The sequence below is a fragment of the Acaryochloris sp. 'Moss Beach' genome (assembly GCF_021497025.1).
Classification (GTDB): domain Bacteria; phylum Cyanobacteriota; class Cyanobacteriia; order Thermosynechococcales; family Thermosynechococcaceae; genus Acaryochloris; species Acaryochloris marina_A.
This window is the reverse complement of sequence record NZ_CP071717.1, coordinates 3210823-3225106: the sequence shown is the minus strand read 5'-3', so window position 1 is coordinate 3225106 and position 14284 is coordinate 3210823. Positions and strand designations below refer to the sequence as shown.

The 14284-nt window shown below is 41.2% G+C and carries 11 protein-coding genes and 1 pseudogene; all 12 read left to right on the top strand.

What is annotated here, in order from left to right:
* Positions 1–2: 2 nt before the first annotated feature.
* On the top strand, positions 3–1778 hold the full coding sequence (locus HRE53_RS15175) for an HAD family hydrolase (RefSeq protein WP_235107055.1): 1776 nt from the start codon (positions 3–5) through the stop codon (positions 1776–1778).
* 5 nt (positions 1779–1783) lie between these two features.
* Complete coding sequence (locus HRE53_RS15170; protein ID WP_235107054.1) at positions 1784–2026, top strand: acyl carrier protein; 243 nt, start codon at positions 1784–1786, stop codon at positions 2024–2026.
* A gap of 66 nt (positions 2027–2092) precedes the next feature.
* Entirely contained in the window at positions 2093–3421 is a 1329-nt protein-coding gene (locus tag HRE53_RS15165) for a polysaccharide deacetylase family protein (RefSeq protein ID WP_235107053.1), read from the top strand.
* A gap of 686 nt (positions 3422–4107) precedes the next feature.
* Positions 4108–4917 (top strand): hypothetical protein, encoded by an 810-nt coding sequence (locus HRE53_RS15160; RefSeq protein WP_235107052.1) that lies wholly within the window; start codon positions 4108–4110, stop codon positions 4915–4917.
* Between the two features lie 38 nt (positions 4918–4955).
* Positions 4956–6068, top strand: a complete 1113-nt coding sequence (locus HRE53_RS15155) for a glycosyltransferase (protein WP_235107051.1) — start codon at positions 4956–4958, stop codon at positions 6066–6068.
* 45 nt (positions 6069–6113) lie between these two features.
* Positions 6114–6758 carry a class I SAM-dependent methyltransferase gene (locus tag HRE53_RS15150; RefSeq protein WP_235107050.1) on the top strand — a complete coding sequence of 215 codons (645 nt, stop codon included), beginning with the start codon at positions 6114–6116 and terminating at the stop codon, positions 6756–6758.
* A 544-nt stretch (positions 6759–7302) separates the two neighbouring features.
* Positions 7303–7875, top strand: coding sequence for a DapH/DapD/GlmU-related protein (locus HRE53_RS34800; RefSeq protein ID WP_304518388.1), 573 nt, complete (start codon positions 7303–7305; stop codon positions 7873–7875).
* Positions 7865–8725, top strand: a complete 861-nt coding sequence (locus HRE53_RS15140) for a class I SAM-dependent methyltransferase (RefSeq protein WP_235107049.1) — start codon at positions 7865–7867, stop codon at positions 8723–8725. The genes HRE53_RS34800 and HRE53_RS15140 overlap by 11 nt, the downstream gene beginning before the upstream one ends.
* Positions 8722–9654 carry an NAD(P)-dependent oxidoreductase gene (locus HRE53_RS15135; RefSeq protein ID WP_235107048.1) on the top strand — a complete coding sequence of 311 codons (933 nt, stop codon included), beginning with the start codon at positions 8722–8724 and terminating at the stop codon, positions 9652–9654. Before HRE53_RS15140 ends, HRE53_RS15135 begins: the two co-directional genes overlap by 4 nt.
* Before the next feature lie 12 nt (positions 9655–9666).
* Positions 9667–10860 (top strand): glycosyltransferase family 4 protein, encoded by a 1194-nt coding sequence (locus HRE53_RS15130; protein ID WP_235107047.1) that lies wholly within the window; start codon positions 9667–9669, stop codon positions 10858–10860.
* A 9-nt stretch (positions 10861–10869) separates the two neighbouring features.
* Positions 10870–12135 carry a glycosyltransferase family 4 protein gene (locus tag HRE53_RS15125; protein ID WP_235107046.1) on the top strand — a complete coding sequence of 422 codons (1266 nt, stop codon included), beginning with the start codon at positions 10870–10872 and terminating at the stop codon, positions 12133–12135.
* Positions 12136–12318: 183 nt separating this feature from the next.
* A pseudogene (locus HRE53_RS15120) lies at positions 12319–13671 on the top strand (ISKra4 family transposase); the annotation flags it as partial.
* Between the last annotated feature and the right edge of the window lie 613 nt (positions 13672–14284).

The window sequence follows — 14284 nt, the reverse complement described above, 5'->3', positions numbered from 1 at the left end:
AGATGATGTTGACGTTTGCTGAGATTCAGAATTTTCTAAATCAGGTATCGGTGGAAAATCAGCCTGAGCTGAATATCTCTGTTGTTCGGAACATCACTGTTGAGCCCATCGAACCGTATCTTGCCTACTGGGCTTATCAAATGGGCTTCGCTGCCCAGGTGCAGTGGGGGGGATATGACAGCAGTATCCAAGATGCGATCGCAAATAATTCCCAACTCTTCAATAGTCAAACAGATTGTGTTCTCGTTTTTCTCAAATTGGAAGTTTTATCCGCCCATTTGGCCCAATGTTTCCCCACATTGACCGCTAAAGAGATTGATTCAGAATGCGAACGAATTCTGGAGTATGCGCAAACTATTATCCAAGGACTTCGTCGTCAAACCACAGCCATGATCTTATGGATGGGTTTTGAACGTCCACTTTATCCAAGCTGGGGAATCCTAGACCTGCAAAGACAGACGGGGCAAACCGCTACTATACAACGATTAAATGCTGCTATTCACAGCCTCTTGCTTGGGCAAGAGAATAGTTATTTCGTTGATTTAGATTTATCCCTTGCTCGGCTAGGTAGTCATCATTACTTTGACTATCGCTACTGGCATATCGGCAGATCGCCCTATACGAGACAGGCACTAGGCGAGATAGCGACTGAAGTATTTAAGTATATTCGGGCCTTAAAAGGACAAAACAAAAAATGTCTGGTCCTGGACTGTGATAACACCCTATGGGGCGGTGTGATTGGTGAAGATGGTTTAGCTGGCATAAAATTAAGCGCCAATTCTTATCCTGGATCTTGCTTCTACGAATTTCAGCAAGCAATTCTCAACCTCTACCATCGAGGTATTTTGATTGCCTTGTGTAGTAAGAATAACGAAGCCGAGGTATGGGATGTATTTCATAATCACCCTGACATGGTCTTGCAAGAATCTCATATTGCCTGTGCCCAAATTAATTGGGATGACAAAGCCCACAATCTCCACCAAATCGTGCAGGAATTAAACATAGGACTTGATAGCTTAGTATTTGTAGACGATAGCGAATTTGAAGTGAATCTTGTTCGACAACTGCTTCCCGAAGTAGAAACCATCCACTTACCTCGTAAACGGTCTACAGAATACCGTCAGATGTTATCGAGCTGTGGTTGGTTTGATACGCTAGCCCTAACTCAAGAAGACTTAGACCGTGGAGCCATGTACTCTGCTGCCCAGCAGCGAGCCCAAGCTCAAAAACAGTTCATGAGCATCACCCAATACCATGAATCTTTAGAAATGGTTGCTGAGATCTCTTTCGCAGATGAGTTCTCTATGCCACGGGTTGCACAGTTGACTCAAAAAACAAATCAATTCAACTTGACTACCCAACGGTATTCTGAAGCAGATATTGCAGGTTTCATCAGTTGCTCAACATCTGATGTTTTGTACCTACAGTTGAAAGATAAGTTTGGCGTCTACGGTATTGTAGGAGTCTGCATTGTTATCTATCAAGATGCTCACGCAGTAATTGATTCGCTGTTGTTGTCTTGCCGAGTGTTAGGCAGACATGTCGAAGATGCATTTTTGCATGAGATCCTCAAACTCGTAACACATCGAGAGTGCCAGACCATTGAAGGACAGTATCAGCCCACACAAAAGAACATGCAGGTCCAATCATTTTATTGCGATCGCAGTTTCACTGAACAGTCTGCTGGACGGTATCATTTAGACCTTATCCATTGTCAAGACGTGCCTGCAAGCCGTTTTGTTGGTGAAATCATCTCTCAGGTAGCTAAAGGAGGCTAACGTCAATGCCTGGAACAACAACACAAGTTCGGGTTATTCAAGTCATCTCAACCATCCTCAATGTTCCAACCGATAAGCTCAACATAGACTCTTCACCAGAATCCGTTGAACAATGGGAATCCATGAAACATATCAACTTAGTTCTAGCGATTGAAGAAGAATTTGATGTTCAGTTTGATGATGAACAAATCGCTGAGTTACAGTCTGTAAAATCAATTATTGAAGCAGTTGACAATACTGATGCATAAATTGCTATACCTAACTCAGTCATATCCTTAAAGTCAATCGTGTCCAAGCCAACTCTGCAAATTAAGATGCCTGATTCCTATTGGGCAGAGCGAACATATATAGTTCGAGTCATTTTTGAAGAGTTTCTAGGGATTCCAGCCCACATACAAAAGACCTCGCACTCAGATGTGATCATTACGGCTGGGGATCATCGGAAGTTAGTGATAGCAGATACGCTTTTCTCTACACCAAAACTCTTGTGGTTAGAGCCAACTTCCCTACCGATGCAGCCTCTCAAAGTATGGGACCTTAGCACCACTAACTTACATCCACAGTTAGTTCACACGGATATACCTATCATTTTTGGGGATGATCCGCATACTCTAAACTTTTTGCACCAATCAAAAGATCAGATTCATATAGGATTGGATATATTTGGTTCAGCATTTTTTATGCTGACACGCTATGAAGAAGTTGTTAAAACTGAACGAGATTCGCTAGATCGGTTTCCAGCCTCAGCATCTTTGGCCTATCAAGAGAACTTTCTCATGCGGCCAATTGTTAATGAATATGTCGAAATCCTCTGGACTTGTATGTTGTTGTTGTGGCCAAGGCTTTCGAGACGACAGCATTATTTTCAAACTTACGTCAGTCATGACGTGGATGAGCCTTTTCGATATGTCTTCTCTGGGCCAAAGCGATTGTTCAGGCGCTGTATAGGGGACGTAGTCCGCCGGAAAAGTCTGATGGCGGCAGCAAGGAGTGTAGAATCTTGGCTTGAAGTAAAGCAGGGGAATCTGATTGCTGATCCCTGCAACACTTTTGATTTTATTATGCATATCAGTGAGAAACAAGGCCTTCAAAGCGCTTTCTACTTTATTGCAGATCACACCTGTTACCCCATTGATGGAGATTACGACTTGTCTCATCCATTGATGAGAGCGCTACTGTCCAAAATTTATCAGCGTGACCATGAAATCGGTTTACATTCTAGTTTCAACACCTATAAGGATAAAGTTCAAACTCAAAAAGAAATTGATATTTTAAAGTCTGCATGCCTTGAGGTGGATATTTGTCAACAAGATTGGGGTGGGCGGCAACATTGTTTGCGGTGGGAAACACCTACGACTTGGCAAAATCTTAATGATGTGGGATTAACTTATGATACAACCCTATGTTTTTCTGAGCATGTAGGTTTTCGATGTGGAACCTGTTTTGAATATCCTGTATTCAACCTATTAACAAGTGAATGCTTAGGGCTATATGAACGCCCTTTAATTGTAATGGATGCGACAGTTTTAGAAAAAAAATTATATGAATCTGGATATATTAAAAGGAGAAGCTTTCAAGACAATCAAATCAATGAAATCAGTCTGTCAGCAGTTTTCAGGCAACTTTACTCTTCTCTGGCATAATAGCCGTTTAACCACAGATAAGGAGCGTGAACTGTATCAGCAGATTTTACAAACTTAAGCTATCACTAAAAAAAAGTAGATCAACATTCTAGGCTCTTATGTATTGCATTAAAAAAATAAATATGAATATAGGTTTTTTTAATAAGCTGGTATCTATTCTTGCTTGTGATTGGATACTTGTTAGAAAAGCTGACTAGCTGTTTCTCTCGACTAAGTATTTTTACTATCTTCTTCTATGTTTTCTTCCTAAAACATGGTGTGATGATTCCTTTTAATGTTGATATTAATTATCAACAGATGGGACTCCAGCTTTCTGATATAGTTATACTCCGCTGGATTACATCTGTGATATTGATGTATATCAGTTTTATTATCGGATTATTGATCGCACGCCTTTTTTTTGGGAAAAAGAAGCTAAGCAGAAAAGAGTATAAGCAAGATGCTCTAAAGTTGATTACTCAGAGACGAAACGATCTAAGAGATGTTTTTCCACTTTTTGCGATTTTCGTTGCTATTCTAACTTTTTGGGTATTATGGAATCCTTCATTTCTACAAATTTTATTATCTGGTGACATTACTGCAGAGTCTTATAAAGCTGCACGAATTGACTATGGACAAAGTGCGAGTAGTGCAAATAGTCTGTTATTAAGAGTTGCTAATACTCTGAAATTTACGGCGTTACCTCTTTGCCTATATATCTTATTTTTTTATTCGGAAAACCAACAAAAAAATACACGGTACTTTTTTATGCTGTTTTTTCTGCGGCATTCTTGCTAAATTTAATTACGGGACAAAAAAGGTGGTGTTGCCTTAATTCTATTGGGACTATTTTTTTTGCTGGCTTTTTCTCAACTGGAAATATAAGAATCTCATTAGTCAGTAAGACAGGAAAAAGATTGGCTTTTATTTCATTTATTTTATTATTTATTTTAATTCCTTTTCAATATATGATTCAGTACCCTGGAATTAGTTATCAAGATGGGTTAATAGCAGTAGCTAATAGACTTGGTGGAGAGGTAACGAGAACTTTACAGCTGCATTTTCATATCTATCCAGATATTTTTCCTCATCTATATGGTGCTAGTTCTTCCTTCACCAATATCTTCACTGGAAAAGATGTAATACTCGACCCAGGTCGTGTAATTCGAGGCTATATAGCATTTGGAGACATCACTGATGGAACTGGATCGTGGAATGCAGCATTTATTGGAACCGCATGGGCAGATTTTGGCTACTTTGGGGTTGTAGTTCAATCAATCATGGTTGTTTTTTTACTGTCTTATTATCATCAGTGGTTTGTGAAATCGCGTAAAACACCTAGTGTCTTAGGTACTTATATTGCTTTGTCTATGTCTACTTTTTTCTTGTCAGAAGGAAATTTTCTGACGACCTTGTTCTCTTTTGGGTTAGGTTTAAATTTTCTTTTTTATCTTATGCTACGGAAATCTCACTCGATTAAGCGAAAGCAGCGTTTAGTTGAATCAATCGCTAAGTAAGCAAGGTAGATTTGGCTACCAATGAACACCTTTAGATTATGAGACTTACACTCTTTTGGAGTTACTATCAAGGCTATATTCAATCTATATATAGTGCTTATTCTGGGTTGGAACAGAAATCATATCAAGATCAGTTAAGTGTTTTCTTATCTGACCATTTTGGCTGGCTCCCAGCATTGGCTAAAAGATTGGAATCCTTGGGACATGAGGTTCAAATATTAATTGTCAATTCCAAGCCATTGCAACGTAGATGGGCAGAGGAAAATGGTGTTGATTTTAAGCAAAAGAATTGGCAATATGAAATTGCTTATGAGCAAGTGAAGGATTTCCAGCCAGACATTCTGTGGATAGGTTCAATGTTTACTTATTTTGGCGAGTATCTGCAGCGGCTAAAGCCATTATGTCGAAAAATATTTGCCTGGATTGCTTGCCCTTCACCTAATTCATTGAATTTAAGTGGTGTAGACTGCGTTTTAACATCACATGCAAATTTTCAAAACAGTTTTCAGCGTCAGGGGCAGGCAAGTGAGCGTGTCCTCCCTGCATTTGAGCCTAACATTCTGGATCGATCAAACAATAATGTGCAGAAAAATGTAGCCTGTAGCTTTGTTGGCAATTTATCTTGGGCACATCTCAAACGAATTCAGGTGATCAGAGAGTTAACAGAATATACTCCATTACAAATTTGGGGCGATCTACCTCGCCTTCGATCACGAGGGCTTCTGTCTAAAGGTTTTATCTCTGCTTACTTCACAGCACGTTCAGTTAAATCAAGAGTCAGTGCCAGTGTTTGGGGTATGAACATGTATGACGTCTTGGCACAATCAGCAATGACAGTCAATGTTCATGGAGAAATTGCTGAGGGTATTGCTGGCAATATGCGAATGTTTGAGGCAACTGGCATAGGTGTATTACTCTTAACTGAAGATGCTCCCAATATTAAAGAGTTATTCGAACCTAATGTAGAAATAGTCACTTACACTAGCACTAGTCATCTAATAGATAAGATTACTTACTATATAAAACATCCTAAAGAGTGCTCAGAAATTGCTCAGGCTGGTCAACAGAAGACTTTATCTGCCCACAATACAGTTTGTCGAGCTCATGAAGTATTAGCTATTTTTGATAAATATCTAAACTCAAGTAGCTGAGACTTTAATTAGATTGATTTTCTTAAGAGGTTCAAGAGACTTGCCATGACATTACAAGACTTCATGTCCAGAAAATCAGGTATGTCGGATATACGAATCTCATTCTACCAAGAGACTATTGGTAAGTGGATCGGTAACTTAGATGCCTCTATCTTAGTAGTGGGTGGTGGGGAAACAGATCGCGATGTTTTTCACCGGCTAGGATTCACAAATATTGAAATTTCTAACTTGGATTCGCGACTTAGTAGTGATGAATTTGCTCCTTTTTCTTGGAGTTACCAAAAAGCAGAAGAGCTTTCCTTTGAATCAAATCAATTTGACTATGTTGTTGTTCATGCTGCATTACATCATTGTGAATCGCCACACCGAGCATTACTGGAGATGTACCGAGTAGCACGTAAAGGTGCGATTGCTTTTGAGTCGCGTGATAGTCTATTGATGAAAATCCTAGAAAAGACCAGACTTAGCCCTACTTTTGAACATTTAGCTGTTTATTACAACGATGGTAAGTTTGGAGGTGTTAATAATACAGAAGTACCAAACTATATTTACCGCTGGACTGAACGTGAAATTGAAAAGACCATTAATTCTTATGCCCCTTATGCTAAACACAAATTCTTTTATGAGTATGGGAGTGATGAACCTTTTAGCACTAGTGTCGAGAAAAAAAGTCTCTTTCAAAAAAATTAATAATCTCAATAGCAAAACCAATTTATCGTGTCTTTATAAAGTTCTTTCCTCAACAACAAAATTTATTTGCTTTTTACATAAACAAACCTGAGACAGGACAAGACATCCATCCATGGCTAACGTTTTCTGGAGGTAAGATTTCTTTTAATTTAGACTGGGCGAAGAAAGTCTATCGATGACATTTAATTCAGCAAACCCTTGAGAAAACGGGGGGCACGGTTCTAGAACAACTCCAGCGGCTTACCTTGCGGTGGATCATGCAGAAGTTCCAGGGCGTACATTTAGTGTTACTCAACGGCATTGAGCAAATCACGAATCTTACGGACGACTGATACCACATCATACAGTTATTGAGACCACCAGCTTGTCGCTATTACCTCATTTCATAACCTGCGAAATGTAGGTTAAAAGAAACAGCAAAAGTTTTCTTGAGATCTATTACACTATTTGGATGATCAAGGTTAGACACAAACATGATGAACTAGATATTTGCCTTTCGGAGTAGAATTATTTCTACATAATTCGGAGTCACGTATGTCTTGTTATGCCACTATTCAAATTTCTAAATATACCACTTAGACTTTATTTGAGACATAAATTCTCGAACTTCAATATCAGCCGATTTTCTAGTGTAAAGCTTTTGAAGGTTAGAGGTGGGAAAGACTGTATTTTTCATGTTGCTGATAAGTCAATAGTTTTAGGACATGTATTTTTTGAGCGGCCTGGCGCTAGAGTTCTTATTGGTCAGCAAACATTTATTGGTAAATCTCATGTAGTTGCTTCTAAATGCATCTCGATTGGCAATAATGTATTAATTTCCTGGGGAGTGACAATTGCTGACCATAATTCCCACAGCATCATTTATTCAGAGCGAGCACTAGATATAATTGATTGGCAAAATGGCAAGAAAGACTGGTCAAATGTTGTCTGTGAAACAGTCACTATATGTGATAGAGCATGGATAGGTTTCAATGCGTCTATCCTCAAGGGTGTAACGGTAGGAGAAGGCGCTATTATAGCTGCTGGAGCAGTTGTAACAAGAGATGTTCCTCCATGGACAATCGTTGGGGGTAATCCAGCCAAAGTTATTCGTGAGATTCCTGAACATGAGCGTTAGCCATTTTTCAACTTGGGAAGAGGCTGTGGGTTGGCTAATTAGTCAGCCAGAGAAAAAAGAGATCGTTAAGGCTTGTTATTATGATGCTCCACTTGAAAAAGCTGCTGACCGTTATTGGCAAAGTGCTGAATGGTCTGAGATTCGAGCTTTTTGTCCAGATCTTGTGGAAAAGGCTTTAGATATTGGTGCTGGTAACGGGATAGCAAGTTATGCTTTAGCCCGTGATGGTTGGCTTGTTGAGGCATTAGAACCAGATATTAGTGATCTTGTGGGAATTGGTGCAATCCGACGATTGTCCCAAACAGCGGATTTACCAATCAATGTTGTTCAGGAATTTGGCGAAAAACTACCTTTCCCAGATACTCACTTTCAACTTGTTTTTGCACGGCAAGTTTTACACCATGCTCAAGATTTGCCACAGCTCTGTCGAGAAGTATACAGAGTCCTCAAGCCTGGCGGTGTTTTTATTGCTGTACGAGACCATGTCATTTCATCTAAAGACGATTTGCCACAGTTCCTGGCCTCACATCCGCTACATAAGATTTACGGTGGTGAAAATGCCTTTCTGCTTCGGGAATATATAGAAGCTATAGAGGATGCCAGCTTAGATATCGATCAAATTCTCAAGCCTTTAGACAGCGTAATCAACTACGCTCCTCATACTATTGATACGATTAAGGAAGAGCTGACGCAAAAAATCAGTCGTTTACCAGGCGGTACTTTTTTGAAGGTCCCGTTACTATCTCAGCCAGTCTTCCCAATACTCATGAAACTTCTCGCGATTTTAGATAATCGACCTGGTAGAGCATTTAGCTTTATTGCTCATAAAGCAGTAGAGGTCCCGACATGACTGTTGTATGGGTCACGGGGGCAAAAGGTTTTATTGGCCAGAACTTAATTCGTTACTTAGTTCATCATGATCAGACAGTTTCCGGCTTGGGGCATGGTGCTCTTCCGCCAGAAACTGCAAAGATAGAGGGAATATCTCATTGGATTAATGGTGATATTGATGCTTATAACTTGCAGCAATTATTAAAGCAAGCAGGCAAACCTGATTGCATTTATCATCTGGCAGGCGGTAGCTCAGTTGGCATGTCCTTGCAAGTACCTGCCGAGGATTTTCGGCGCTCAGTGATTGCCACATCTAACTTACTTGAGTGGGCAAGAATACAGATCCCTAATGTCCGCATCGTCATCACTTCTAGCGCAGCGGTATACGGCAATAACGATCAAGAGAAGATTCCAGAGTTCGGATGCTATACCCCTTTTTCACCCTACGGATTTCATAAACGTGCGACTGAATTATTATGTGAGTCTTATGCACAGGCTTTTAGCCTAAAAATTGCAATTGTGCGTCTTTTCTCAGTGTATGGCCCAGGTTTACGTAAGCAACTGTTATGGGAATTATGTTGTCGTTTGCAGTTGTCACCTGAAGTTTTACAATTACATGGAACAGGTGATGAATTACGAGATTGGCTTTACATTGATGATGCTGCCAAAATTCTAGTTCAAGCCGGTCAGCTTTCCTCAGCTTCCCCTTTTATCGTAAATGGTGCTACTGGTAAAGGGATATGCGTGAGAGATGTCGCTAAGTTACTCTGTAAAATCTGGGGATCAAGATCAGAAATTACATTTTCTGGTAAGCAACATGCTGGCAATCCATTTTCCCTTGTTGCTGATACTCGTTATGCTCAGGAAATGGGTATTGAAGCACAATGTGAACTATCAGATGGTTTAGAAAAGTACGTAGATTGGTTTCGACATTCTCAAAAAGTATAATTTTAATTTATCTTGATCTCCCAAAAAGTAGTTGTTGTCAACTTGTCGTCATCTGGTAGCCGCATCGGTGGGGCTGCGATCGCGGCCGAATTCCACAGCCGTTATATGGCAATGGATTACCCCGTTGAACTCTGGAGAATGTGGGATAAAGATGAATATGTTGACCTTCAAGGACTCAAAGTTCGCAATTATTTAACAACATCTAAATTGCGCAGACTCAAGACATTTTTTCCCCATCAATTAGGAGCTTGTTTTCTAACTAGCAAGATACTTGATGATATTCGGAAGGAACAGCCTGATATCATTCATTTACAGAACCCCTTACCAGCTTTGGTGTTTGAGGAGATTGCATATACAGCATCTTGTTTAGGAATCAAAACAGTTGCCTCAACCCATGGTTTTTTTGAGATTTTAAATCCAAACTACGGGTTTAAAAAGCATGAAAAAATTGCCTGGAAGTACTTAATTACACAACCTATACTTCGAGCTCTAAATTACATCGATACAATTTTATCTGGATATCCTCAAGAACGAGAAATGTTGATCTCTTGCGGTATACCTCAAGAGAAAATTAGTTTGGTTCCCAATGGTGTTAATCCCTTCTTTCTTGCCTCTCCTAGCGAATCTGACTATTTGCATATTTTCAAAAAGTTTCATTTAAAGGAAGATCGCCCGATCCTCTTATTTATTGGCAATCATACGGCTAATAAAGGTTTAGACACAATCATGAAAGTTGCTGGCCAATTATCTCAGCCCGCAACACTTGTGGTTGGCGGCAAGCTGCTCTCGCCAGATGAACCCCGCCAGTGGCAAGTCAAGCTCCCCACAAACAGCAAAGTCAACTTGATATTCACAGATTTTTTATCTCTTGAAGAGCAAAGAGCCTTATATTACCTATCTACTCTACTGCTGTTTCCTAGTGTCTCTGATACTTTACCGTTAACCATTATTGAAGCGATGGCTAGTGGTTTACCCGTTGTAGCTTATGACGTTGGTGGTATTTCTTATCAGCTAGCTAATAACTCGGGGAGTGTAATTCGGAAAGGTGAGTTTGCCAATTATTTGCAATCCGTCGAATCCTTATTATCAGATCAAGATCAGCGGAGTTTAATCGCTAAGAATGCAAAAGCTCGTCAACAAAAAATCTTTTCTTGGGCGTCAGCAGCTCAAAAGACCATCAGCGTTTATCAAACCCTACTCGATTAAGCCTCATTGATGAAACGCATTATTGTATTAACCGAACTCTACTACCCAGAAACCACCTCCACCGCCTACTTCTTAACTGAAATTGCTCAAGGATTGGCAGCAGAGCATGAGGTTACAGTGCTGACTGGAGCATCTATGTACGAATCTCGGTCTGCATCTTTACCCCAATACGAAGTTGTGAAGGGTGTTGAGGTTCAGCGATGTCGTGGTACTGCTTTTGATAAAAATTGGTTACCAGGACGAGTGCTCAATGGTTGCACACGTGCGATCTCAATATTTTTCAAGACGTTATGGCAGTGTCATTCTACAGATATCATTTTAGTGGTGACCAATCCTCCCCTATTGCCCCTTATGGCATGGCTATTGAAGGGATTGAAAAGGTGTGATTATGTACTGTTGGTTCATGATGTTTATCCTGAAGTCTTATCTGCATCTGGATTAGCCCGTCCAACCTCTGGCGTTTATCGAATTGTCCAAGCCATCAATACTAGGGTTTATCAACAAGCCTGTCGAATCATTACTCTGGGTCGAGATATGAAGCAATTAGTCAAGAATAAATTGCCCCAGTCTACTGCTGAGAAAGTTGTATGCATTCCCAATTGGGCAGAACCTGACATAATTTATGCCATCCAGAAATCTGATAGCCCTCTGTTGAAGCATTTAATGTGGGTTGATAACTTTGTGGTTCTATATGCTGGAAATATGGGGCGTACTCACGATTTAGAGATCCTGCTGGCAGCAGCCGAAGTCCTTGCTATCAAGCAACCTCAAATTCGTTTTTTGTTGATTGGTGCTGGGGCCCGTCAGTTAGAAGTGGAAACCACGGTACAGCAAAAACATTTAGATAATGTGACTGTGATGTCTTACTTACCCAATGATCAAAAAAATGTGGTGCTTAACTCTTGTGATGTTGGTATCATTTCCTTCTTGCCGGGTATGACTGGAGTGTCCGTTCCAAGCCGGATGTACAACCAAATGGCTGCGGGCAAGCCATTGATTGCGATCGCAGATAACGAATCAGAATTAGCACAGGTCATTCAAGAAGAAGGGATTGGCTGGCTAGTGTCACCTCAAGATGATGATCAATTGGTTAAGCTCTTAACCCAGATCATGAATGATTCAGAATTATGTAATGACATGGGACACAAAGCAGCACAAGCTGTTCTATGTAAATATCAGCTCAAACATGCTGTAAGCAAGTATCAATCACTTTTTCGAGAATTAATTCCACACAACAACATCTCTAGCCCAGTAGACACTAAGCAACTGAATTAGGCATTGACTCAAACTCTACTGAAGGCTCATAGCTGCAGGGCTATATCAAATTCATGAAAGGAACTGTGGAGCTATCACTTTTGAATGGGCGCTTTTGAAGGATGTAGGAGGGGTACTCTTCAAGAAAAAGGGACGAGATAATGATCCCGACCCCATTCAAAAAAGCACCATGACTTTACCCAATTAGAGGCTCTATATCCAGAACATGCAGACTGGTCATCCTACTGCCAGCAATTGCACCAAGCCAGTAATCTGTCTGCGATGGTTCTCATTGCTCTGCAATTAGGACTCCTGTTTGCCCGCCTGACCTTAGAGAAAGCACTCAATACTCGTGCGCAATTTCCCACGATTTGGCCAGATTGTTCAGTCTGTGGACGACATATTCGCTCCAAAGGATTTCGGTCTCGCCAGATGAAGACGCTGGTGGGTCAGATCGCCTGAAAGCGAAGAGTCGGGCGTTGCCCCAATCAAACCTGTAAGGTGAGTCTCAGTGTGCCCTTAGATCAAGCGTTGGGTATTGCTCCTTATCAATCGAGTAGTGAAGAACTGATACGTTTGGGATGCTTGATGAGTATTGTCATGCCCTATGAACTATCGAGTTGGATGCTGCATCAATGTACCGGAATAGCGGTGAGTGCGAGTACCTTGTGGTCTTGGGTTGCGCATTATGGACAACAGTCTCAATCCCGATTAAAACAACAACTAGAGCAGTTCCTCCGAGGAGTATGTCTGTCACCAGACACCTTGGAGGAGATGACCGCCATGCTCCGTCTTGCTATTGCTGCTGATGGGGTGATGGTGCCTTTTCGACCGAAGCCTAAAACCGCTAAAGGTAAAACTCGATGGCGGGAAGTGAAGGTCGGTCTATTTGCTCGCTTAGGACAGCATCTAACCCGGTCTGGAAAACAAGTGACTCGATTATGTCATCGTCGATTAGTAGCTGTTTTGGGGGATATTGATACCTTTATTCCTCTCATGCAGATGGAGGCTCAACGACAATCCATTGACACTGCTCCCCAAGTCATTTGGTTGAGTGATGGCGGACGGGGATTCTGGCGGGTCTACCGTCAGTGCTTTGCCCATTGTGCGATGGGTATTCTCGATTTCTATCATGCCGCTGGACATCTGTGGCGAGCGACTGCAGCCTTATTCGATTGTCGGTCCCCTGAGGCTAAAAATTGGTTCAAGAACTGGCGGTCTCTACTCAGACATGGGCAACATCACGCTGTACTTAAATCCTTGACTGCCCTGGTCACTACAGATATTCCGCAGGGCAAAGATTTAGAGACACTTATCCAGGTGCACACTTATTTCCAAACCCATCATCGACATATCCGCTATCAGGATTTTGAGAAGGACCAATGTCCACTTGGCAGTGGCATGATTGAGAGTGCTTGCAAGTGGCTGATTCAACAGCGCTTTAAGGGAGTGGGGATGCGATGGAGTGAGGATGGATTCAATCATCTCCTTCACCTGAGATTGGATTGGGTGAATCAACGCTTTGATACCTTATTCCCCCATGTCCCAACGAGGTAAATTCAGGTCTCCCACGACTGCCGAAAGCGCCCCTTTTGAATATATCAATCCTCACCCGTACTTTTACAACTAGCAGATTTTCAGCGCTTTTGACTTAGCCTCTAGCAAACTTGAACCAACTTTAGCTTTTTAAATATGTGAGCATATATTGATAGGTTTTTAGGTGCTCAAAGATATCGACTTGCAAACTTGTCATAATCCCGTGCTATTGTAGTCCAAGCAATAAGGGGGCGTGGCGGAATGGTAGACGCTACGGACTTAGAAAGCTGAGCCTTACAGGAGAAATCTTGTAAGTGAATGCTCTCAAATTCAGGGAAACCTAAATCTGAACTTTCAGACAAGGCAATCCTGAGCCAAGCCTAGTAGTCCGCTGGATTGCTTTGAAGGTGCAGAGACTCGACGGGAGCTACCCTCACGCTCTTTCAAGTTTTAACTTGGAACATAGCACGGGTAAAGGGAGAGTCCAATTCTCAAAACCAGATCTGGTAGCTGCGAAAGCAGTAGGAGAATGAAAATCCGTTGACCGGTAAGGTCGTGAGGGTTCAAGTCCCTCCGCCCCCATTACTAAAGAAGGACAGAACCCCAGACGATCGTCTGGGGTTCTGTCCTTTAA

Coding starts and splice junctions, on each gene's coding strand:
- HRE53_RS15175 (WP_235107055.1), top strand. CDS start 3: ATGATGTTGACGTTTGCTGAGATTCAGAATTTTCTAAATCAGGTATCG.
- HRE53_RS15170 (WP_235107054.1), top strand. CDS start 1,784: ATGCCTGGAACAACAACACAAGTTCGGGTTATTCAAGTCATCTCAACC.
- HRE53_RS15165 (WP_235107053.1), top strand. CDS start 2,093: ATGCCTGATTCCTATTGGGCAGAGCGAACATATATAGTTCGAGTCATT.
- HRE53_RS15155 (WP_235107051.1), top strand. CDS start 4,956: ATGAGACTTACACTCTTTTGGAGTTACTATCAAGGCTATATTCAATCT.
- HRE53_RS15150 (WP_235107050.1), top strand. CDS start 6,114: ATGACATTACAAGACTTCATGTCCAGAAAATCAGGTATGTCGGATATA.
- HRE53_RS34800 (WP_304518388.1), top strand. CDS start 7,303: ATGCCACTATTCAAATTTCTAAATATACCACTTAGACTTTATTTGAGA.
- HRE53_RS15140 (WP_235107049.1), top strand. CDS start 7,865: ATGAGCGTTAGCCATTTTTCAACTTGGGAAGAGGCTGTGGGTTGGCTA.
- HRE53_RS15135 (WP_235107048.1), top strand. CDS start 8,722: ATGACTGTTGTATGGGTCACGGGGGCAAAAGGTTTTATTGGCCAGAAC.
- HRE53_RS15125 (WP_235107046.1), top strand. CDS start 10,870: ATGAAACGCATTATTGTATTAACCGAACTCTACTACCCAGAAACCACC.